The organism is Capnocytophaga sp. oral taxon 324 str. F0483, from assembly GCF_000318315.2.
GTDB lineage: Bacteria > Bacteroidota > Bacteroidia > Flavobacteriales > Flavobacteriaceae > Capnocytophaga > Capnocytophaga ochracea.
Genome location: NZ_KB291508.1, coordinates 99,603 through 123,081, shown reverse-complemented (window position 1 = coordinate 123,081; position 23,479 = coordinate 99,603). Strand labels below are relative to the sequence as shown.

Below are 23,479 nucleotides of genomic sequence, written 5' to 3'. Positions count from 1 at the left end.
AGCAATTTAGCAAATTCGTAAATTGACAGTTATTGTCTTTTCTGAAATTATTGGAATTATTTGGTATTTATTTACTATCTTTGCTCCCTATTCAAACCGTTATGTTTCAATCTATAAAAAAAGAAGCCTTATTGCTGTTGCGCGATGTGGGGGCACTTATCATTCTCTTTGCAATGCCATTGCTATTGGTGGTAACCATTACACTTTTGCAGGACGGGGCTTTTAAGAATATCAGTGAGCAGAAAACAGCCGTTCTGTTAGTGGATAACGATGGCGGTGAAATTGCCGAAAATATCAGTAAGAGTTTAGAAGGAAGTGCTTTCGAAATGGTGAAAACGTTGGACGGTAAACCTATTAGCGAAGCTATGGCGCGTGAGCAGGTGTTGAAAGGCAACTACCTACTGGCTATTGTAATCCCTGCTGAACTCTCCTCCAGCTTGCAAAATAAAGTGCAACAGAATGTAGAGACAATTATCAACACTTTTGCAGGCGAGACAGTAACGCCTACTGAAACGGCTTATACTACCAAAGAAATACGCCTTTATTTTGACCCGACTTTGCAGACTTCGTTTAAAGAAAGTGTGAAGAGAGGCATTGACAAATTGCTATACCAAATAGAAAATCAGTATATTTATAAAGCCTTTGAGAGTCAGTTAGAGGAAGGAGTGAGTTTACCAAAAACTGAAGTATTAGTGAGTTTTAGAGAAATCAATCCTAATACGGCTACTGCTGCTATCCCCAACGCTACCCAGCACAACGTACCCGCGTGGGCTCTCTTTGCTATCTTCTTCATTGCCATACCGCTATCGGCGAGTATTGTAAAGGAAAAAACACAAGGCACAGGACTCCGACTCTTCACGAGTCCCCTACCCTACTGGGCATTACTCACCGCTAAAATCATTGTTTTTCTGATGATTAGCTTACTACAATTCGCTTTGATGGTAGTAATGGGCGTATTCGTATTTCCTTACTTAGGCTTACCAATGTTAGAAGTGGGAGGTAAACTTTTACTCTTGTTGTTAGTCGCCATAGTCTCAGGGCTTTCGGCTATAGGTTTGGGGGTACTCTTAGGGACTTTAGCAAAAACCCAAGAACAATCAGCACCCTTGGGAGCTACCCTCACAGTGTTTTTTGCAGCTATTGGGGGCGTATGGATACCCACCTTTGCAATGCCCCACATTATGCAATTGCTTTCTAATATTTCCCCTATGAACTGGGGATTACAAGCCTTCTACGAGGTATTGCTAAGAGGCGGTTCTGCGAGTAGTTTGCTGCCTAAAATAGGAGCTTTACTACTCTTTTTCATCAGTTGTATTCTTATCTCTATTTATTATGACAAAGCCAAAAGAAACGTATAAACCTGTGAATTTATCTGAGAATCTTATTATTACGGTGCGCTTTAGCGAAACCGACCCACTTGGTATTGTGTGGCACGGCAACTACATCAAATATTTTGAAGACGGAAGAGAAGCCTTTGGGAGGAAATACGGTATTTCTTACCTTGATGTAGAGCGCGAAGGCTATGCAACTCCTATTGTGAAGAGTGTATGCGAACACAAGAAGATGGTGCGCTATGGCGAACGCTTGCGCATAGAAACTCACTATATTCCTACCAATGTAGCGAAACTCATCTTTCAGTATTTTATATACAACGAAGCTAATGAGTTGGTTTGTACGGGAGAAACTGTACAAGTATTTACTTCTCTAAAAGATAATAACTTATCGCTGTATAAGCCTAAGTTTTTTGAAGAATGGGAAAAACAAATAACAAGTAACAAGTAACAGGTAACAATACACTTTGTCAAAGTCTTAGAGACTTTGACAAAGTGTATTGAAGTTAAAAGTGTTGTAATTATTATTATTTTTTAAGGCGTTTGATGATGAGCTTTCCAAAGGATTTAGCGGTTTTAGCAAAGCCCTCCCCTATACGTGATTCATTGCTGAAATTGTTACCCAACTGGTCACCTGGTGCCTCAATAGAACGCAACTGAAATAGTTCGTTATCTCTATTTTGTGTTTCTACAAATTTCAAGACCATTGTTACTTTAGCAGCTTGTTTCATTACCCAAGCATCCCAACCTGGATATATCCATTGTACATCTACAATGAGAGTATAAGGGGCATCAGTTGCTCCTTCTTTAAATTCAATACCCTTAGACGATGTAATAGTCTTTACCATAAGCTCTAAAAACTTGGGTTGCCAAATGCCTTCTTTAGCATTTTCCCACTTCTTGAACCAAACATCGCCATTCCCCTTATCTTTATTATTTAGGTACTCACGACGTTCATCTACGTATTCTTTTTCGGTAACATTGTCTTTCATTAGTCGCAAATTATCGTATTTGAACTCTACATTCACGACTTTTTGATCTTTTAGAAAAGATAAATTACCTCTTTCTTCTTGAAAATCTTGGGCTGTTACAGCTAAAGTAACGCACAAAAATAAGACAGCTAATAGATTTTTTGTCTTCATATATAATTAATTTAATGGTTTGCGTTTATCTACAAATTTCATCGGTTTGCGACTGCCCAACGGGTAGAGCTGTTGCTCAATAAGGGCTATGTCGCAGAACTCAATCTTAGGAACTACCCTGAGTTTAGCGCGAAAATGATGACTTATTTGCTCGCGAAGGGCTTCGGTAGGAGTTTTTGTCCCTATTTTGATAAGGATTTCATCGGTTAGGATATCATTCGTATTGATTTCTATAATGTAATTCTCTATAGCCTCAAAGCCTGTAAGTAAATCCATTAGGGCTGGCGGGTAAAGAGTAGTTCCTTTGTATTTAATCATCTGCTGCTTGCGACCCAGTACAGGACTCACTCGTGCCGTATGTCGCCCGCACTTACAAGGGGTACTGTGCATCGCTACTATATCGCCTGTGCGAAAACGCAACAATGGCATACCTTCCACTCCCAAAGTAGTGATCGTGAGCTCTCCACTCTCACCATCGGGTACGGGGTGTCCTTCGTCGTCTAATACCTCGGTGATGATGAGCTCTGGGTGGTGATGCCCTCCGTGTTGGTACTCACACTCGGTGAAAGTAGTGCTCATCTCGGTAGAAGCATAAGTGGAGTAAAGTTGCAATCCCTGCCATTTTTCGGTAATCTTTTTCGCTAAGAGTGTAGGGCTAAAATCCTGATTGCGCAACGCCTCGCCTATACACACCACTCCCTTTACGGAAGAAGCGCGATAGTCGATACCATTCTTTTCGGCATATTCTATCATTTTCAGCACAAAGGAAGGAACCGCAATAAGATATTTAGGTTCGTACAATCGGATAGAATCCCATTGCAATTCGGGTATTCCTGCCCCTACCCTAATGATGCTTGCCCCCATTTTGCGTATGCCTAAGAAATAAGCTAAGCCTGCCATAAAACGGCGGTCGATAGTGGTCATCAGTTGAACTACATCGCCTTTTTGAATGCCTGCACAAGCTAATGAGATAGCTTCATTGTACGCCAAACGGTCTAAATCCTTATCGGTGAGACCGAAAGTAACGGGCGTTCCCATAGTGCCTGAGGTAGAAGCATAGTCTACAATAGCAGTTTTAGGCACACAAAGAAAAGCATCGTTTTCGCGTTGCAAATCGTCTTTATGGGTTGTGGGGATTTTTTGTAAATCGGCAAGGGTGTAGATATCCTCTATACGGATATGGTGCTTGCGGAAGAGATTTTGATAAAAAACCGATTTTTCATTGAGATATTGCAATAGCTCTCGCAGTTTTTCTTCTTGAAAAGCTACAATCTCGGCTTCCGATTGGGTTTCTATGGTTGGAATAAGTGCACTCATTATATTTTGTTAATAAAATTTTGCCAAAGGTTCTAATGCCCGTGTGGCTCGCTCCTTTGGCAAAGTTGTATGTAAATTTCCTTATTTAAAAAGTCGTTTTAAGGAATTTAAGAATCCTTTTTCTACCACATCGATACCGATACCGAAGTTGCTATCAGCCATAGTGTGATAATCTTCGCGAATAGGTTCCAATTTATCTAATGGCAATTCGATATTCGTGAGCGGATTGTACTCCACAATCACCTTACCAGAGTTTTTAGTGATAAACTTTTGGGTTTTATGGGTGAAATACTCGTTTTTGATATCGCACTCTTGTACGGTGTATTTTTCCTTAGTATCGATATTCTCATCGGTTTTGAGTTCTATTTCGTAACGCTCGCTATCGAAGTTATGCCAAAAGCTCGCATCGCTGTGCTGGTGTTCACGAATGCTGTTTTTCAACACACTACCATCGTAGTACATCAAGAAACGACGACCTTCATTGTCTATAAAATAAGGCTGTTCAATAGTTGCTTCGTACTTCACTACAAATTCATTTTCCACCTTATCGTCCTTCACTATTTGCAAAGTAGCATCTTTGAAAATCTCGCGGAAATCTTTGCCTTTGCGGTCGTTCACATAGTTGAGCGCATAAAACAAAGAGTTGTTCCAGCTGTCCAAACGTTCGTTTTTGTTGCTCGACTTGAAGTAAGCTCGCATAGAGTTTGCACGATTGTAACGATAAGTAGTAAGCAGTTGTATTTTGCCCGTATTGCCTTTGGCTTCTAAGGTGATGTGCTCATCTATACAAAAATTGTCGAAATAGGTAGGTTTGCGCACTTGTAATTCTTGGTCAGGCAATATCTCCATAAAGTGACAAAAAGAAATCACTGCGCGTTTCTCCAATTTACCAAACTCGTTACGAGCAGTTGCATCTACAAAGTATTCTTTACCTTTGTAGTTAATTTTCACCACTACGTGATTAAACGAAAGCAACGAAGGGAGATAGAATTGCAAGTAATAATCAGAATTGTAGTTCACCAATATCACTGAAGCCTCTACACCGAGATAGTTGAGGATAGATTTCAACAATACGCATTTCGCTTTACAATCTCCTTGCTTATTTTGGTAAGTAAGTGCAGGTGCTTGTGGTTTGTGTCCATTCATCTCATCGGCGTTGTACACGTAGTAGATGTTGTTTTGCACGAACTCTATGGCGTATTGCAATTTCTCGTCGAGGGTAGCCATACCGTTGAGTTTCTCCACCAAATCGGGGGCAAAATCAGCAGGTTGTGCTTTGAACACTTCTTCGTAAAGCGGATAGATATAGTTAGAAAGTTCTTTCCAAGTACTATCAGTAGCGAAGTCTATAAAAGGGAAGATTTCGCGGTTAGGGTCTACTGGATTTATGTAGTTTTCTTGTACTATCTCAAATGCCTCTCCTTGTGCTAAGTACTTCACCTGACTTGGGATTACGTTACCTTGCTCGTCGCGGAAGAACACATCTTTATAAGCCACGCGTTTGTCGCGATTATTGATGAGTTTGAAGTGGTATTTACCGTACGCCCAATAAGTATCGGGGGTTACATATACGTATTTCATAAAGTCCCGACGCAAGAACTCTTTCTCAGTAAATACCTTTTCTTTGGTGTCTTCCAAAATAAGGATATCGTCTAAGTGAAGGTCTTTGATAGAGAAGTTCAGTTTTTTAGAACTGCTGATAATACCACGACCGCTTTGCCCTTCGTTATCCAATACTTTTATAGTAGTATCAGCTGTTTTGTCAATCAGCTGACCGTTGCGATACACACTGATGCGGTGTATACTGAAATACTCATTTTCTTCGAGTATCATATCATACATCGAAGCGCGTTCCAAGTTTTCGGGTTGGGTAAGGGTATAAGCCATCAACGTATAGTCAGAGGCACTATTATCGTCTATTTTGCTGTATTTATGTAAGAAATAGCAGTAGTCACGTCCCTCGTCGGTTTGCTCTCGAGAGAAATCAGTCTCTACTAAAAGTTTTTCCATTTCACTATCTGAAAGGGAATTTGTCCAATCTCCCGCTTCTACAAAGCGGTACAATTCTTTTTCTTCTGTTTGCACTTTTTTAGTTTAAAGTTTAAAATTAAGAGTTATAAGAGTATTTTAGTGGGCACAAAGGTACTACTTTTTTACCATTTAACCAAAAAAACTTATGTATATAATCGGCATATTTCTTTTGTCAATCTACTTTTTCTCCTGCAAGTTCGCATTTTACTAATTTAGCCGTCAACATCTGTTACTTCTTTTTTCATAGATATCCTTTTTTTGAGTACAGAAGAAAATATGCTACCCTATTTGTAAAACTACGCTTCTTCGTCGTGAATAAAGCGTTTTTTAGCCAAAAGTTCTTCTTCTGTTTCTTGGTAGGCATCATCGGGCACACAGCAATCCACAGGACATACAGCAGCGCATTGGGGTTCATCGTGAAAACCAATGCATTCAGTACACTTGTCTGCCACGATAAAGTAAATATCATCACTGATAGCTTTCTGGGGCTCGTCTGCGTCTACTTCCAATCCGCTCGGTAATACCACACGTCCCTTTAAGGTCGTACCATCGCTATAACGCCAATCGTCAGCACCTTCATAAATAGCATTGTTAGGACATTCGGGTTCGCAAGCCCCGCAATTGATACAATCGTCAGTTATTATTATAGCCACTTGAGTTTTATGTTTTTAGTTATGAATTATCAGTTAAAAAGGGTGCAAAGATAATACTTTTATTTCTATTATTCAACAACTACCCATAATCACCTTCTACAAACTCCACTTTTTCTACTATTTTGCAAGCCTTATCCTTCATCATTTCTCCACCTTTCCTTCGTCTTTTGTTCATTCTTTCTTCGTCTTTTGTTCGTCTTTTGTTTATATGCCTGTGCGGCTCGCACCGTCTTTTCTCTAACTGCCTGTCGTGCTACGACTGCCTGTGCGGCTCGCACCTGCCCGTGTGGCTCACACCTGCTTGTGTGACTCACACCGTCATTAACTTGGTATTATTGGCATTTTTGGCATTATGGTATAAAAAAAGACTGCCAGATATTCTCTAACAGTCCTTTTTACCTTTTACCTTTTACCTTTTATCTTTTACCTTTTACCTATTTACCTGAATCCGACCATTCCACTTTCCGCGATACGTACATCACAATAGCCAAAATGGTAAATAAACCTATACTTCCCACTAATAAAGCATAACTTTCCAGCTGAATAATCACGTAAATAAAACCGTAGAGTGCTGCTAATGAAAGTCCTATAAAAGTAGGGAACTTCTTGTTTTTCAGTATAGAAACCGAATACAAACTGATAAGTCCTACCGTCATTACCGACGATATAAAGTAAGCAAACGAGAAGCTACTGTGTTCTGTAATCGATATGAGCAAAGTGTAAAACAACACCAATGCCAAGCCTATCATTGAGTATTGGAAGATGTGAATCTTTATCTTGCTAATGCTCTGTATTAAAAAGAATATCAAGAAAGTGAGGAATATCACCAAATAACCGTATTTAGTAGCGCGTTCATTCTGCTGATATTGGTCTACGGGAATGATAAAATCTACATCGTAAGTGTATTGCGAAATGTTCGGTAAACTCCCAAACGATTGTTGTGCAAACGGACGGTTGATGTGCAATACCTTCCACGAAGCGTTAAACCCATTGCCGTTTATCTGTTTGGTGTAAGGCAAAAAGTTACCTGTAAAGCTGGGGTTAGCCCAGTTAGAGGTAAGGGTACTCTCAGTAGTCTTCCCTATGGGCACAATGGCTATTTTCTTACTACCGTCGTACTGCACCGTAAAACTAAACGAAGGGTTAGCCAAAAACTCCTGATAGTTGATAAAGCCTGTTTCAAGCGATGCCACCTCATTAGCTTTACTATCATTCTCATAGTAATAATCCTCGTTGTCTTTTTGCTCATAGATAGGTTCAAAAGCGTGATCCTTGCCACCTAATTGAATGCTTACCCCATTCTTAATACTCGCGAGGTTAGTAGTGCGAATGAGAATCGTAGCCTTATCCCAACTGATATCTTCGTTAGGAATTCCTTTAGTTACAAAATTAGGAGCTACATAACTACCCGTAAAGTCCATAGACGCATTAAACACCACCGATTCGTAGTTGTTGCGCTTCTTCACCTCAGTCTTTACATTCGAAGTATTTTTCAGTTCCTCGGGGAAAAAATAAGCGTACTGTGTCTCAAAAGCGTTTTTATTCTTGTCGCTGTACACTTTGTAAGGAATTTTGAGGATAGGTCCATAGAAAAAGACCTCGCGCCCCCACTTGCTATCAATCTCATTGATAACCTCCTGCTGACGTTCTTTGCGCTCTCTCACTAAGTTTTGCACTAATAAGAGCGGAATGAGCAATACCAAAGTAAGTGCCCCAATAAGCACCAAACGAAAAGTGTTTGATTGCCATACATTAGATGTTGTTGATGGTTTTTCTGGATACATAATATTTGAATTTACAATTAATAATTAACAATAATAAAAGCACTTTGCGTTTCAAAGTGTATCTATAAAAAAGAAAGGAGTTAATATTTCTCCTTTACGGATTGTCCCCTTCGGGGGTTCGGAAGCAAATTGACAAATTGGCAAATTTGCTAATTTTCTAATCTGCTAATTTCCCAATAATCTTCTCGAGTGCATTCAAATGTTCTTGAAACGCCTCTTTCCCCTTTTCAGTTACCTTATAACTCGTATTCGTCTTCCTTCCCACAAACGATTTTTCAATAGTGATATACTCCTCAGCTTCCAAGGCACGGGTATGGCTTGCCAGATTGCCATCGGTTACCCCTAAGAGTTCTTTCAGGGTATTAAAGTCGGCACTGTCATTCACCATCAACACCGACATTATGGCTAAGCGAATGCGGTGGTCAAAAGCCTTATTGATATGTGCTAAAAAAGTCTTCATTTTTATCCGTCCCACCCTATATCAGTGATTTCTTTATTGTCAAAATCTATTTCTAACGAATGGTCAGGGGTGAAAATATCCCCAGCAGATATATGAGCAGCGACTCCTGTACTCCAAACATTCATACGACCTCTATATACCTCTAAAGTATCATACCAATTATCATCAGCTTGAGGTGTATATTCAGTACAATGCTCATTATAATAGCTAAAGAGTGTCTCCTTAGCATCTGAAAGCCACTCTAAGTATTCTTTTATACTATGCAAACAACTTTCTAAAGGAGTATCTTTGTTTACAAAGAATGAAAAATACTCTCCTTCTACCTCTTTGTTAAAAATAACTACTTTTTTCTTTGAGAGTATATACTCGTATTCCGACTTAAAATCTTCTACTTTCTTGAAATCACTAATTTGAAAAGGTTGCTGTTTTTGCTTTGCTCTCAGTTTGCGAATATCCTTGATACAAAAAGTATTTTTATGCGTTTTAGCTTTATCTTCTAAAACTAATAGTTTGCTTTTCTCCTTATAATTAGTAAGGTCGGCAATACGTGCGAAAGTCTCATAAGCCGAAAGATGGTATTCTAATAAGGTGTACGTATCAGCGAGGATACGCTCCTCTTCTTTAGTACGTTCTGTTTTGGCTTGCAAATCGTACAACAAGTCGTATAATGCGATAGCTCCTTCGTGAGAGCCTCCTGCTTTGCGAAAATCATTAGAAGCATCTATATAACGTTTTAAGATTTCGGTCATAGTATCATACTCTATTCTACTCCTTTTGTAGATTGTCCTCCTTCGGGGGTTCGGGGGCTCGTTCATATTTAAAGTGCATTACGCCACCATAGAGAATATGGCATACACCAAAGCCCAATGTCCAAAACAAGAGTCCGTAACCAGGGAAATATACCGCTAACAAGCCTAAAACAATCTCGGTAATACCGAGATAATGTACATCTCCAAAGGTGTATTTGCTCACATTCACACACGCCAATCCGTAGAAAATAAGCGTCATTGGCGCAAGCAGTCCATAGTACCCATTTTTGATGAGCAATACACTGAGTAGCCCACCCGTAAGTAGCGGAATAGCAAAGTTATACAAAGCCCTTTTAGCGGTAGCATTCACAAGGCTTTCTCCACTGCGCTTCGCCTTACGCGCCGAAAACAAGTAAGCCGTCACCAATGAGGCTACTAACACCGCTAATGCAATTGCCATAATAGCTTTAAAGGTACGACTTTCTATAAGCACATAAGGATAATAGATGTAATGATATTCCAACAACATATATACTCCTGCTGCACCTATTAGGGCATACACACCTGCCAATACCCCCGAAAGTCCGCTAAGCGAAAGAAAAAGGGTAGACTTACGCATCATCTGGCGTATCTCGTGTAGGTCGTTTAAGTATTTATTCTCTTCCATAATGAAGCACTTTGTGGCGCAAAGTAAAGGATAATAATAATAACTACCAAATATTTTTATCACAAATCTTTAAAATATTTTAGATGAGTATTGTAAATGAGTGTATTATATATAAATAATCAGTGTTAAAGTCGCACGACTTTAACACTGATTATGAGAAATAAAAATATTTTCTTATTCTAATATCCGAAGAGTTCTTCTAATGAAAGCTTCTTAAAGTCTCCTATTTTTTGGAGGTCATCTTTTGAGAGTTTCTTTTCAGAAGCTAAAATCACATAAGTATAAGGTTTTTTAGAGAGATATTTATCGTGGAAAGCTTTGATGTCTTTCATTGTAATACCATCTACATTTTGATATACTTGCTTGCGTATATCGTCTTTAAGACCCAATTCTTGTGTGGCTAAATAGCTATAAATAATACCGTCTTGTGTAATGCGCTCGGTTTCTATTTCTTGCTTGATTTGTAGTTTAGCTAATTGGAGATTAGCAGGCAATTCAGGCATTGTATTGAGCAGTTCATTCATTGCTTCAACGGCTTCTTTAAACTTATCAGCTTGTGAACCTACATAGGCAAGCATATAGTATTTATCAGCTTTCTTTCTTGGGGAAACGTAGAAACCATAAGTGCTATATGCCAAAGCTTTACTTTCGCGAATGGTTTGGAATACCAAAGAGCCCATACCCCCACCGAAGTAGTTATTGAACGTACTAATTACAGCGCTTTCAGCCGGATTGAAAGGAACGGTATTGCGTATCCAACGGGTTTCAGCTTGTACCATTTCATAATCGGCAAAGAGCACTTGGTTTTTTGTTTGCTCTACTTGTTTAAACTCTTTTTTAGGAGCTACCTTGGCAAACTTAGCAGGCACTTTATGCAAAGTTTTTAGTTTATTAGTAAGTTCTGAAAGGGTAGCAGGTCCATAATAAATAACTGTTTGTTCTACATTGTTTAGGTTTTTGAGTTTATCTACCAACTCTTTCCCTGTAATAGCCTCAATTTCGGCATCAGAGAAGGTGTAGTTAGATTGGTTCTTAGCCCCATACATTGCGTAGTTTGTTAAGGCTTGCATAATAGCATTTCTATTAGCTTTGGCATCTATACGCGATTTAACTACACGCGCTTTCAAGGCTTTAAGCGCTTCTTCATCTACTTTAATATTGGCAATAAAGTCTTCGTAAAGTTTCACTGCTGTCTCAAAGTTTTCTTGCAAACCTTCTATATTTACAGTGGTATACTCTCTACCCGATGAGATTCTAAAGCTTGAAGCTATTTTATAGAACTCTTTGGTAAGCTGTTCAGCTGATTTTTTATCAGTACCCAAAAACTGACTATAATTAGTAGCCATTGCTAATTTCAAATCATTAAGAGTACCTACTTTATAACGGAAAGTAAGGCGATACAATTCATTGTCTTTGTTTTGCACGTAAAGTATTTCTGCTTTGCCTAATTTTCCTTTTTGTAGGTCTTTATTATAATCTAAGAAAACAGGCTTTACAGGAGTACTTGGCATCTCGTTCACCATTTTCACAAAAGCTGATTGTTTATCGGCATTAGTCTCAACGGGAGTAATAGCTGGTTTTTCAATCTTCTCTACATTAGGGCGAGTTCCTTTCTCTTTATACACAGCTACGTAGTTATTGCCGAGGTATTTATTGGCAAAAGCTACGATATCAGCTTTGGTGAGTTTAGAAAGGTTATTCACATACGCTACTTGGTCTTTCCAGTCTAAGTTATCAGTAAAAGCTGACATTAGCATATTAGCGCGGTTGCCATAAGACTCAGTCCCTTGAATGGTTTGCTTTTTCAAGTTGTTGATGATAGAAGGAATAAGGTCATCATCAAAGTTACCTTTTTTGAGGTTTTCTATTTCCCCCAACATAAGGTCTTTTACTTGTTCTAACGACTGCCCTTGTAGAGGTCTTCCAGAGAGATATAATACGCCATAGTCTATAAGCGTATAAGCAAAGGCACTTGCCCCAAGGAGTTTTTGTTTTTTTACAAGGTTCAAGTCAATAAGACCTGCTTTACCATTAGTAAGAATTTCCCCTACTAAATCGGCTAAGAGAGCATCTTTATCTTGGTTACCAGGCAAGCGGAATGCCATCGAAACGCTTTCGGCATCAGGTCCTACTACCTTCTTAATGATAGGTGCTGTAATAGGAGCTTCTTTCTCAAAAGTATATTGAGGCACTGCTTTGGGTTGCATATAGCTAAATGCCTTATCAATTTGAGCAATAACAGTATCAGGGTTGAAATCTCCTGCCAATATTACTGCCATATTGTTGGGCACATAATAAGTATGGAAGTATTTGCGAATTTCTTTCAGTGAAGGATTTTTCAAATGCTCTACTGTACCGATAGTGGTTTGCAAGCCATAATTGTGCTTTTTGAATAGCTCAGAGAAGAGAGTTTCAAACACCTCGCTATTATCGCTATCCAAAGAGCGGTTTTTCTCTTCGTATACAGCTTCCAATTCAGTATGGAAGATACGCAGTACAGGGTTGCGGAAGCGTTCAGCTTGTACAGTAATGTACTTATTGATAGCATTAGCAGGCACATCGTCAGTATACACTGTTTTTTCAAACGAAGTAAAAGCATTGGTACCTTGTGCACCCATAGCAGTCATCATCTTATCGTACTCATTGGCGATAGCATACTTACTAGCTACTCCTGAAACCGAATCTATCAGTTTATAGATAGCTTTGCGTTTAGCAGGGTCTTTGGTGTGATTGTACTCTTCGTAGAGGGCGTCGATTTTGTCGAGTTCTACTTTTTCCTTAGCCCAATCAAGTGAACCGTATTTATCAGTTCCCTTAAAGAGCAAATGCTCTAAATAATGTGCAAGCCCTGTATTAGTTGCAGGGTCGGTTTTACTACCTGCTTTCACAGCTACATAGCACTGAATGCGAGGTTCTTTATTCGTAGGACTCAAAATAACTGTAAGTCCGTTTTTCAAGGTATAAAACCTTGCATTGGTGGGGTCGTGTGTTACATATTTATAAGTGTAACCGCCTCCTTGAGCTTCTTTCCACTCATAGTTTTGAGCGGAAGCACCGAATGTTATAGCTACTGTAAAGAGCCATAAGAATAGATTCCTTTTTAACATATTTGGCGAATTAATATTTAAACAGTGCAAAAGTAGTAATTTAATGCTCAACTACAAAATACTTCTCAATATTTTTTATCTTTCTTATGCAAATGGTGCTAATACTACTTCCAAACCATCTATTTCAGGTGTAATCGGAATTTGGCAACCTAATCTACTATTAGGTTTCACGTAAAAAGCCTCCGAAAGCATTGCATCTTCTTCTGCTGACATCTCAGGAAGCGACACCTCTTCTGCATTCTGAATATAGCACTGGCAAGAGGCGCACATTGCCATACCACCACAGATGCCTATCTCGCCATCTTGGGCAATTTCATAAGCACGCATTACCTCCATAAGGTTCATATTCATATCAGTAGGGGCTTCTATTTCGTATAGAAGCCCCTCGCGATCGGTTATTTTAAGATGTATCTCGTTCATTTATTTTGCGGGGAAGTACTCTATTCTGCGAACGCGAGCGCAAACGGGCTTGTCGTTCTCAAACATTATAATCTGTGTCCAGTTACCCATTTTATCAAAAGTATAACGGTATCTATAATTGAAATCAGGAGTAGTATAAGCAGTAAGCAAATTGTGCTCATCATACACTTTGGTCGAGGCTACCCCTTTCCGTGTTTTAATAATCTGCGTCTCTCCAAATTTGTTAAACATATAATTCGTCTCTACGTAAAAGTTAGGGTCATCATTAGCCGTACAAATGGTCTGTATGAGTTGCCCTGCTTTGTTGTATTTGTGCTGGCATACGGTCTCTTGTCCTGCTTGATTAATATACGTCGCTTTGGTTAAATTCTTATCCTTGTCGTATTGGTTCTTTGTTTTTAAAAACACATTCTTGTTAAGCACTTTTTCCTCTGTCTCGCTCACCTTGTTCATATTGTTGTATTTATACGACTTCTCTTTGGTGTACTCCGGACGTATTTTCTGTTCCAATACAAGGTTCTTCTGCTCATATCGTTGAATATCTTTCTCCAATGCCGATACACTAGCTACCTTATTCTTCTCAATGCAGTTACCTAAATCGTCGTATTTATACGTGATAGTGATAAGCCACTCATTGGTCACCCCATCATTCTCATCAATCTTTACCAACTGATTCTTCTCATTGTAAAAATACTGTCGGTTCACCGTCAGTTCTCCGTCTCCCAAGGTAAACACCGACTGACTTTTATTAATTTTTCCCTTCTTGTCATAAAAGAAGCGCATTCCTCCAAAAGGTCGATTTTCAGCATTATAGGTTTTAATTTCAAGATTGCGCCCTCCGTTGTCAAACAGATAAGATATATTAGTTTTAGAATACTTCTTTTCGTCTTTTTCCACCTTCCATTCTTCGGAATAAGGAAAAACGTTATAAGTGTTCCCATCAAAGGTTTTAGTACCTTTCGGACTCGCTTCCAGAAGAAATGAATAATCCTCTACTTTCTTTACTTTCCCTTTCAGTTGTAGGGATTTACTACCCAAAGTATCTATCTGGGCGTGTAGCGAAACACCACCTGCCAATAAGACACTTGTTAATAGTACATTTATGCTCTTCATTTTATATTTAGTTATTAGTATTTTTTATCTCTCTTACCTCATCTAAATCGCTTTCACCACTGCCTTTTCAGCCTCTTTCCGAGACCCATCAAAACCGTCTATACCCACTACCGTAGTGTATTTTAACACGTATTTTTTATTAGGGTAAATGCGGTTGTACACACTTTGGCACATTAAGGTCGCTTCGTGAAAGCCACAAAGTATTAGTTTCAGTTTCCCTGGGTAAGTATTTACGTCGCCTATGGCGTATACTCCCTCTATACAAGTTTGATAGTCTAAGGCATTGTTCACCTTCACAGCATTTCTTTCAATCTCCACGCCCCACGTAGCAATAGGTCCTAATTTAGGAGTAAGTCCAAACAAAGGTATAAAAGCATCAGCTACAAGAGTTTCTCTTTCGCCCCCTTCCTGCTCCAATACTACCGACTCCAAATGCTTTTCTCCACCTAATCCCACTACCTCATAAGGCGTTTTTAAGTTGATTTTCCCCGCCTCTTTGAGGGCTCTCACTTTCTCAACCGAATCCAATGCCCCGCGAAACTCATTACGTCGGTGCACTAAGGTAACCGAAGCCATTGCTACTTTCTCGGCTAAGTAAATACTCCAATCGAGTGCAGAGTCGCCTCCTCCGGCTATCACCACGTGTTTACCTGCGTAACTCTCGGGGTGTTTCACAAAGTAAGCCACTCCCCTATCTTCGTATTGTTCAAGGTTCGGCAGTTCAGGCTTGCGAGGTTCAAAAGTACCCAATCCTCCTGCAATAGCTACAGCTTTCCCTTTTATTTGGGTGCCTTTATCAGTAGTAACCACAAAAGTATCATCATCATTTTTAGTAAGAGTCATCGCTGTTTCGCCAAGCGTAAATTCAGGCTGAAACTGCTTGATTTGCTCCATTAAATTATCCACTAATTCCGAAGCCCCTACACTCGGGTATCCTGGTATATCAAAAATAGGCTTCTTGGGGTACAACTCAGTAAGCTGACCGCCCACCTGAGGGAGCGTGTCTATCAAATGACATTTTAACCTAAGCAATCCTGCCTCAAACACAGCAAACAATCCCGTAGGTCCCGCCCCTATAATGATGATATCCGTTTCTTTCATTCATTGTTATTTTGGGTGCAAAATTACTAAAAAAAACTGAAAAGCAAAAAGCAAAACAGCAAAATAAGTATATTTCTCGTATTTCTATTCACCAAAATACCTATTGATTACCAGCATCTTCTTAATACACGTTTTGCATACTATCCCATAAGGTTCATCTTTTGTCTCTCTGTCCGTATATTGTTCGTCTTTTCATTATATGCCTGTCGTGCTACGACTGCCCGTGTGGCTCGCACCTACCTGTGTGCTCACACTGTCTTACCTTTGTTTTTGCGTCGCTACACTCTCTTTTCTCAGTATGGACTTTGCCAAAATTTCAGACTTTACCAAAGCTGAAAAGCTCCCAATAGTCTCTTTCTTACCTCCATTATATCCTTAATTTAAATTTGTTATTTGTTCGTTCATTGTTCGTCTTTTCTTCGTCATTTGTTCGTCTTTTGTTCGTCTTTTGTTCGTCTTTTGTTCGTTGTAGACCCACTGTAGAGCCACTGTAGAGCCACTCATCGTTCGTTTATCTTATAAGCTTTATATAATCCTCTCCCAATTTCTCCATTAACCATTAACCACTAACCATTAATCATTAACCATTAACCTTGCTTCTAAAGTGAATAACAAAGATTTTTAAACATCTATCTTTTTGGTCAATGAATATTATTTTATTACTTTTGCACCCGTTAAGTTCAATATTGAAACAGAAACCGTTCTTTATGAAACGCACATTTTTAGATTACTTTTTTATCACCCTCAAAGGGCTCGCTATGGGTGCTGCCGATGTAGTACCAGGAGTCTCAGGGGGAACTATTGCCTTTATTTCGGGCATCTATGAGGAGTTAGTCGATTCTATCAGCAAAGTAAACTTACAAGCCTTCAAACTCCTTTTTACAAAAGGTATAGTTGCTTTCTGGAAACACATCAATGGGAACTTTTTTGTAGCTCTCTTTGCAGGGATAGGTATCAGTATCCTCTCACTTGCCAAAGGTATGAAATGGCTGTTAGAAAATCACCCCATAATGGTATGGTCTTTCTTCTTCGGACTAATGATTGCAAGTGTCTTTTTCCTAACAAAAGAAATAAAACGTTGGAATCTCGCCGCTGTCTTAACTATGATAGTTGGAGGGATTGTTGCTTATATTATCACCGTCGTTCCTCCTTTGGTAAATGGCAGTAACCAAAGTATTATCTTTATCTTTTTCTGTGGTGCCTTAGCCATTTGCGCTATGATACTCCCAGGTATATCAGGAGCTTTTGTATTGGTGCTTCTGGGGGCTTACCACACTGTTTTAGATGCGCTTAGTTCTTGGAATTTTAAAGTGATTGGCGTTTTTGCTATTGGGGCTATCACAGGTATTCTTAGCTTTTCAAAAGCCTTAAAATGGTTATTTGCTAAATTCCGAAACCTTACCTTTGCAGGACTCACAGGCTTTATTATTGGGTCACTAAACAAAGTATGGCCTTGGAAAGAAACTCTCGAAACAGACCCTACTAATGGCAGTGTGATATGGGAAAAAAGCATATCGCCTTGTGCTTTCAAAACAATCACCAATACCAATCCGCAAATCCTAACCGCTATCTTATTGGCTATTATAGGTTTCTGTGTGATTTACTCTATTGAAAAGTTAGGCGCAAAACGCACTCAAAATTAATATGAAACCATTAGAACGAGGACATAAAAAACTACTCAATGCGTGGGCTTTTTACGATTGGGCTAACTCTGTCTATTCTCTCACCATTGTCTCTACTATCTTCCCTATTTTCTACGGATTGTTATTTCGCATTGCAAAGCTCACCCATATTGAGCTCTTTGGAATGGTGATTAAAAGCACTTCTGTGATTGCTTTTGTAACCGCTTTAGCTTTTGCAGTAGTGGTAGTACTCTCCCCTATCCTCAGTGGTATCGCCGATTACTTAGGGAATAAAAAGAGCTTTATGCGCTTTTTCTGCTATTTAGGAGCTATCTCTTGTGTAGGGTTATATTGGTTTTCCTTAGAACATATTTACTTCGGACTCTTGTGCTATTTTTGTGGCGTAGTAGGCTTTTGGGGGAGTATCGTATTCTATAATTCTTATTTACCCGATATCGCTCTCCCTGAACAGTACGACGCTGTAAGTGCCAAAGGATACAGCTTAGGGTATACAGGTAGTGTATTATTGCTTATTTTTAACCTCATAATGGTAATAAAACCACAATGGGTAGGCTTTGCTACTGCTGATGCTGAAACGACTCTCACCACTATGCGCATCTCGTTTATTACAGTAGGAATATGGTGGATAGGTTTTAGTAGTATCCCCTTCTATTATCTTCCCTCTTATAAAAAAGGCAGAGGGGAGTTCAGCAAAAGCATTCTTTTCAACGGTTTTAAAGAACTGCGCAAAGTATGGCAATCTCTCTCAGCTTCTCCTCGTTTGAAGTGGTATCTTATTGCTTTCTTTGTGTACAGTATGGGTGTACAAACCGTTATGCTGATAGCCACTTATTTTGGAGAGCAAGAAATACAATGGGCAAACTCCGAAGAAAGCACTATGGGGCTCATTATAAGTGTACTCATTATTCAATTAGTAGCTATTTTAGGAGCACACCTTACGGTTTTAACAGTGCGCAAATGGGGTAATATTGCAGTGCTCATTGGGCTTAATGTTATATGGGTAGGCATCTGTTTGCTTTCATATTGCGTATATAAACCTACTGAGTTTTATGCAATAGCTATTTTAGTAGGGCTTGTAATGGGGGGCATACAAACGCTATCACGTTCCACCTATTCTGCTTACTTACCCGAAACTAAAGATACTACTTCCTTTTTCAGTTTTTACGATGTAACTGAGAAATTGGGTATTGTAATAGGAATGGGTGTTTATGGTATAATAGACCAATTTACCAATAATATGCGCAATGCTACTATTTCACTAATAGTTTTCTTTGTTTTAGGAATGTTACTGCTTTTTAAAGTCCGAAAAGTAAGTCGTGTAGCTAATGAATAATTATGAAGATATTTTCTGAATTTAGGTTTTTCCTTGAGAAATACGGCTTTGCAGTATCATCGCGTTTAGCCGAGAAGTTAGGAATGCGTGCTAAAGACGTTCGTATTGTTTTTATTTACGGTACCTTTGCCACCTTAGGAGCTTGGTTTGGTGTATATTTGCTTTTAGCATCACTTTTGAAAATTAAAGATTTGTTCTTTGCTAAACGCACCTCTGTATTTGATTTGTAATTATTTTTTTCTTTAAATTTGCACCTTTCAAAAATACTTTGTATATTTGTGCGTTTATTAGAGTATAACTACTAATAACTTCAATCATAAGTAAAACTAAAATTTATTATATTATGGCAAAAACAGGAAACATATTATTAGGATTGGCAACAGGTGTTGCTATTGGAGTGGGCTTAGGTATTCTCTTTGCTCCTGATAAGGGTAAAGTTACCCGCGAAAAGATTAAAGGTACCGTAAGTGACAAGGCTGAAAAGCTAAAAGAACAACTTGACCATTTAACTGAGAATGTAAAAGAAAAATCAGCTGAGCTAAAAGGCTCTTTGGAAGAAAAAGTAGACACCCTGCTTTCCAAATCAAGCTATAAAGCTGAAGACGTGATTACTTTCTTAGAAAAGAAATTAGCCGCCTTAAAAGCAGCTAACGCTAAATTGCAGAAATAAGCACATATGTCTATCCACTCTATCAAAGAAACTTTTGAGGAAGTTCCTACAAAAGCAAGTTCTGCTCTCAATTCGCAGATAGCTTACTATAAATTATTCCTTTTTAGGTTTATAGGTAAATCGTCTTACGGACTTATAACCTTTTTTATAGTAGCCTTTACGAGTTTGTTGGTATTGTTCTTTTTGTCTTTCGCCGGAGCGTATGCTATTGGTGAAGCACTTGGTAGCAATGCCTTAGGTTTTGTTATTGTAGGAGCTTTCTATGTGTTGATTGCGGTAATAATATTGGCTTTCCGCAAAAAACTTATTGAGAAGCCTCTATTAGAAAAACTCTCTGAAATCTATTTTAAAACTGAACCCGATGACGAAGAATAAAATCTATAGCTCTTTTGAAGAAATTGATAACGACCTTAAAATACTGCGCTTAGAAAAGGAAATAGACCGACTATCTCTTACCAATCAAGTATCGGCAGTGGCAGAGAGTTTAACTCCTAAAAACTTACTTGCTCATACGTGGCTTTCTTTTTTGTTTAACGAAAGAAGATGGCTAAACTTAGCTATTGAATACGCTATGTTTTTCCTTTTCAGAAGAAAACGCAAATAACATACTTATAACTTACAATGAGACATAGCCTTGTAAAGAACCTCGATTGGACTTCAGTAATACTATACTTACTATTGGTAATGTGTGGTTGGATAGCTATCTTTTCCACTACTTACAGCGATTTAAACGTTACTTCTATCTTCGACCTCAATCAGTTTTACGGAAAGCAGTTGCTTTTTATTGGGCTTAGTTTCTTGCTTATTATCTTTATCTTAGCCATAGATAGCAGGTTTTATATCAACTTTTCAGTAATATTCTACATCATTTCTATTATACTATTAGCTGGACTGTTCGTCTTTGGTAAAGAGACGAATGGAGCTAAAGCTTGGTATGCCTTTGGCTCTGTTACGGTACAACCCAGTGAGTTTGCTAAAGTAGCTACAGCTCTTGCCTTTTCGCGTTATGTGAGCGATATCCACACCGATATTCGCCGTACTCCTGACCTCTTACGGGCTATTGCAATTATTTGTATTCCTGCCGTACTCATCTTATTACAACCCGACGTAGGGAGCTTATTAGTGTTCTTTTCATTAGCTTTTGTACTTTTCCGCGAAGGTATGCCCTCTGCCCTACTCTTCTATCTATTTCTTTCAGGAGTAGTATTTGTTTCCTCACTAAAGTTTGGAACGACTTTCACTCTGTTTGCTTGTGCAGCTTGTATTGGATTTTACGGCTTTTGGCATAAGAGAAGAACAAAACGCATTCCGTTTCAAAATATATTTATCTTATCGGTTATATGCTTGCTTACGGCGTTTGTTACGCACCCAGTATACGATAACGTACTCAAACAACACCACCGCAATCGTTTGAACTTATGGCTACGTCTTGAAACTGACCCTCAGAAGATAGCTGCAATGAAGCGCGACTTTGCCTATAATACTAATATGGCTGAATCGGCGATAACCTCAGGAGGTACTTTTGGAAAAGGTTTCTTGGAAGGTACTCGTACCAAAGGGAGCTTTATCCCTGAACAACATACCGACTATATCTTCACAACCGTAGGTGAAGAATGGGGCTTTATGGGTACTGCCTTAGTGGTCATACTCTTCTCATTTTTACTATTGCGACTTATAGTACTTGCCGAGCGACAGAAATCTAAGTTTAACAGGGTGTATGGGTATTGTGTGGTATCAATACTGTTTGTGCATTTCTGTATCAATGTCGGTATGGTGATTAGCTTAATTCCTACCATCGGGATTCCGTTGCCTTTCTTCAGCTATGGAGGTTCTGGGCTTTGGGCGTTTACTATTCTGCTGTTTATCTTTTTACGATTAGATGCTAACAGACTGAACGATTGGATTCGATAATAATGACGAATGACAAATTACGAATGACAACAAATTCATATAAAGAAAAACTTTCAGAGGCAACACAGCAATACCTAAAACTTACTAAACAATACAACCAAATTAGCTTCCTCCGATTAGCTGAAATGCTACTTATCATTTGGTCAGTATACAAACTTATAAAAGCTCCATCAGTAGTAATGGGGCTATTTTGTATGCTTACTATTGTGGTTTTTCTTCTTTTGATAGTAAAACACAAGAAAATAAGTGCGTTGCGCAGTATTGCCCAAACTAAAATACGCCTCAATGAGCAGGAAATTGCATTTTTAGAACAACATACTTTCTTCACCGATAACGGCAAAGATTTTCAAGAAGAAAACCACCCTTATGCTTACGATTTGGATATTTTAGGTGAACATTCACTTTATCATTATCTTAACCGTACGCATACTTTCTTAGGCAAAAAACTTTTAGCCAAGCGACTTCTCTCTCCTTCTTCTGAGGAGATTATCAACACACAAGAACAGATAAAAGCACTCACTCCCGGCCTAAACTGGCGACAAACCTTTACTGCTTATGCTCAACAAATAGATGACAGCAAAGATTTTTACATCAAACTACGCACTTGGGCAAGCAGTACTGCAAAACTATTGAGCAAAACAATGCAATATACTCTCATTGTTCTACCTATATTCCTCATCATAAGTCTTTTGATAGGATATGGGAACGACAACGAACTACTAAAAAGCGTTGGAAAGCTCTTAATCACTGTAAACTTACTACTGTTTTTCTCTTTTATTGGTAAAATGACGAAAGAAAAACTCGGTTTTGAACGTACTTATACGATGTTATATGCTTTTAAGGAGTGTATTGCGCAAGTAGAAGCGCGTTTCCCTGAGAAAAACAAACAAGCAAGCGCTAAAATAGCTCAACTTTCCCGATTGTTAGACGATTTGGACAACGTGAGTAATATTTTAGTCTCTATACCCCTAAACCTTTTCTCTTTTTATCACGTACATCGCTATCAGCAACTTTTGCAATGGAAGGCGCAATATGCAAGCTGTATTGAAGAATGGTTAGAGTCGGTGGGGGAAACGGAAGTGTTGTGCAGTTTTGCTAATTTTAGTTATAACAACCCTGAATTTGTTTATCCTACCCTCAATAATGATTATGAAATAGCTTTTGAAGCCGTAGGACACCCACTTATCCCTTCTGAACATCGGATTACCAATGATATTACACTGGGAGAACACGCTTTTGTATTGCTTACAGGCTCTAATATGTCGGGTAAGAGTACTTTCTTGCGCACTTTGGGAGTTAATATGTTGCTTACCCTTGTTGGGTTACCTGTTTGTGCGCGCAAAGCCAATGTACACCCTTTGCGTTTACGCGTCTCTATGCGTCTTGCTGATTCGCTTAACGACGGCAAATCGTATTTCTTTGCTGAAGTCAATCGTATACAGCAGATAATGGAGACCTTAGAGGACGAACGTTGCTTTGTGCTCTTGGACGAAGTACTACGGGGTACTAATTCAGAAGACAAACAGTACGGCACTATCAAGATTATCGAACGATTGCTTTCCTTACAAGCTTTGGGCGTGCTGGCTACTCACGATATAGAAGTGTGTAAACTTACTGAACAATATCCTCATCAACTTCAAAATAAATGCTTTGAGTCTGACATCACCAATGGAGAACTCACTTTCGACTATAAGTTAAGAGAGGGCGTTTGCCAAAACAAAAATGCTACTTTCTTGATGAAGAAATTGGGAATCATTGAAGATAGAAATGATTAATGATTAATGGTTAGTGGTTAATGATTAATAATAGAATGTGGGTGGAGAGGCTTGAAGAGTTTGGGTGACTTGGAGGAGTTCGGAAAATATCGGAAGAAGAAAATAAAAGAGTTGCTAAAAGGAATAAAACGCCGTATTTTCGATAAAAAGATGAAAAGTACCGGAGAAGGGATTGTGATACAGTTAGCTTATAGGAAGCTTATAGGATAAACGAACAAAGAGTGGCTCTACAGTGGCTCTACAGTGGGTCTACAACGAACAAAAGACGAACA

The 23,479-nt window shown here is 38.8% G+C and carries 22 protein-coding genes; 10 read left to right on the top strand and 12 right to left on the bottom strand.

Annotated elements, in window-relative coordinates:
* Positions 1-101: 101 nt before the first annotated feature.
* Positions 102-1,358: an ABC transporter permease gene (locus HMPREF9072_RS04265; RefSeq protein WP_009410702.1), complete on the top strand. Its 1,257-nt coding sequence runs from the start codon at positions 102-104 to the stop codon at positions 1,356-1,358.
* Positions 1,333-1,782, top strand: a complete 450-nt coding sequence (locus HMPREF9072_RS04260; protein WP_009410701.1) for a thioesterase family protein — start codon at positions 1,333-1,335, stop codon at positions 1,780-1,782. Before HMPREF9072_RS04265 ends, HMPREF9072_RS04260 begins: the two co-directional genes overlap by 26 nt.
* 76 nt (positions 1,783-1,858) lie before the next feature.
* Here HMPREF9072_RS04260 and HMPREF9072_RS04255 read toward each other — a convergent pair whose 3' ends face one another.
* From HMPREF9072_RS04255 to HMPREF9072_RS04200, 12 genes are all read right to left on the bottom strand, one after another.
* Entirely contained in the window at positions 1,859-2,473 is a 615-nt protein-coding gene (locus tag HMPREF9072_RS04255; protein ID WP_009410700.1) for a hypothetical protein, read from the bottom strand.
* 6 nt (positions 2,474-2,479) lie between these two features.
* A complete protein-coding gene (locus tag HMPREF9072_RS04250; RefSeq protein WP_009410699.1) occupies positions 2,480-3,790 on the bottom strand; it encodes a phenylacetate--CoA ligase family protein in 1,311 nt (436 codons plus the stop codon).
* A gap of 81 nt (positions 3,791-3,871) precedes the next feature.
* The gene (locus HMPREF9072_RS04245; RefSeq protein ID WP_009410698.1) at positions 3,872-5,875 is read right to left on the bottom strand and encodes a hypothetical protein; all 2,004 of its coding nucleotides are present in this window, start codon (positions 5,873-5,875) and stop codon (positions 3,872-3,874) included.
* 242 nt (positions 5,876-6,117) lie between these two features.
* The gene (locus tag HMPREF9072_RS04240) at positions 6,118-6,474 is read right to left on the bottom strand and encodes a 4Fe-4S dicluster domain-containing protein (RefSeq protein WP_002672952.1); all 357 of its coding nucleotides are present in this window, start codon (positions 6,472-6,474) and stop codon (positions 6,118-6,120) included.
* Positions 6,475-6,908: 434 nt separating this feature from the next.
* The gene (creD, locus tag HMPREF9072_RS04235; protein WP_009410696.1) at positions 6,909-8,258 is read right to left on the bottom strand and encodes a cell envelope integrity protein CreD; all 1,350 of its coding nucleotides are present in this window, start codon (positions 8,256-8,258) and stop codon (positions 6,909-6,911) included.
* Between the two features lie 157 nt (positions 8,259-8,415).
* Positions 8,416-8,718, bottom strand: a complete 303-nt coding sequence (locus tag HMPREF9072_RS04230) for a transcriptional regulator (RefSeq protein WP_009410695.1) — start codon at positions 8,716-8,718, stop codon at positions 8,416-8,418.
* Positions 8,719-8,720: 2 nt separating this feature from the next.
* Positions 8,721-9,467 (bottom strand): hypothetical protein, encoded by a 747-nt coding sequence (locus tag HMPREF9072_RS04225; RefSeq protein WP_009410694.1) that lies wholly within the window; start codon positions 9,465-9,467, stop codon positions 8,721-8,723.
* Positions 9,468-9,483: 16 nt separating this feature from the next.
* Positions 9,484-10,134, bottom strand: a complete 651-nt coding sequence (locus HMPREF9072_RS04220) for a hypothetical protein (protein WP_009410693.1) — start codon at positions 10,132-10,134, stop codon at positions 9,484-9,486.
* A 179-nt stretch (positions 10,135-10,313) separates the two neighbouring features.
* Positions 10,314-13,241 (bottom strand): pitrilysin family protein, encoded by a 2,928-nt coding sequence (locus tag HMPREF9072_RS04215; protein WP_009410692.1) that lies wholly within the window; start codon positions 13,239-13,241, stop codon positions 10,314-10,316.
* Between the two features lie 84 nt (positions 13,242-13,325).
* Positions 13,326-13,661: a 2Fe-2S iron-sulfur cluster-binding protein gene (locus HMPREF9072_RS04210; RefSeq protein ID WP_009410691.1), complete on the bottom strand. Its 336-nt coding sequence runs from the start codon at positions 13,659-13,661 to the stop codon at positions 13,326-13,328.
* The gene (locus HMPREF9072_RS04205; RefSeq protein ID WP_009410690.1) at positions 13,662-14,774 is read right to left on the bottom strand and encodes an RHS repeat protein; all 1,113 of its coding nucleotides are present in this window, start codon (positions 14,772-14,774) and stop codon (positions 13,662-13,664) included.
* Between the two features lie 42 nt (positions 14,775-14,816).
* On the bottom strand, positions 14,817-15,875 hold the full coding sequence (locus HMPREF9072_RS04200) for an NAD(P)/FAD-dependent oxidoreductase (RefSeq protein ID WP_009410689.1): 1,059 nt from the start codon (positions 15,873-15,875) through the stop codon (positions 14,817-14,819).
* Between the two features lie 707 nt (positions 15,876-16,582).
* Between HMPREF9072_RS04200 and HMPREF9072_RS04195 the strand changes: the two genes are divergently transcribed.
* The 8 genes from HMPREF9072_RS04195 (at position 16,583) to HMPREF9072_RS04160 (ending at position 23,207) form a co-directional block, all read left to right on the top strand.
* A complete protein-coding gene (locus HMPREF9072_RS04195; protein ID WP_034556341.1) occupies positions 16,583-17,518 on the top strand; it encodes a DUF368 domain-containing protein in 936 nt (311 codons plus the stop codon).
* Between the two features lies 1 nt (position 17,519).
* Positions 17,520-18,851 carry an MFS transporter gene (locus HMPREF9072_RS04190; RefSeq protein WP_009410686.1) on the top strand — a complete coding sequence of 444 codons (1,332 nt, stop codon included), beginning with the start codon at positions 17,520-17,522 and terminating at the stop codon, positions 18,849-18,851.
* A gap of 2 nt (positions 18,852-18,853) precedes the next feature.
* Positions 18,854-19,081: a hypothetical protein gene (locus HMPREF9072_RS04185; protein ID WP_002672970.1), complete on the top strand. Its 228-nt coding sequence runs from the start codon at positions 18,854-18,856 to the stop codon at positions 19,079-19,081.
* A gap of 113 nt (positions 19,082-19,194) precedes the next feature.
* Positions 19,195-19,521 (top strand): YtxH domain-containing protein, encoded by a 327-nt coding sequence (locus HMPREF9072_RS04180; protein ID WP_009410685.1) that lies wholly within the window; start codon positions 19,195-19,197, stop codon positions 19,519-19,521.
* 6 nt (positions 19,522-19,527) lie between these two features.
* Positions 19,528-19,896 carry a phage holin family protein gene (locus HMPREF9072_RS04175; protein WP_009410684.1) on the top strand — a complete coding sequence of 123 codons (369 nt, stop codon included), beginning with the start codon at positions 19,528-19,530 and terminating at the stop codon, positions 19,894-19,896.
* Complete coding sequence (locus tag HMPREF9072_RS04170) at positions 19,883-20,125, top strand: DUF6327 family protein (protein ID WP_002672980.1); 243 nt, start codon at positions 19,883-19,885, stop codon at positions 20,123-20,125. Before HMPREF9072_RS04175 ends, HMPREF9072_RS04170 begins: the two co-directional genes overlap by 14 nt.
* Before the next feature lie 17 nt (positions 20,126-20,142).
* A complete protein-coding gene (rodA, locus tag HMPREF9072_RS04165) occupies positions 20,143-21,432 on the top strand; it encodes a rod shape-determining protein RodA (RefSeq protein WP_009410683.1) in 1,290 nt (429 codons plus the stop codon).
* A gap of 2 nt (positions 21,433-21,434) precedes the next feature.
* Complete coding sequence (locus HMPREF9072_RS04160) at positions 21,435-23,207, top strand: MutS domain V protein (protein WP_009410682.1); 1,773 nt, start codon at positions 21,435-21,437, stop codon at positions 23,205-23,207.
* The last annotated feature ends 272 nt before the right edge of the window (positions 23,208-23,479 follow it).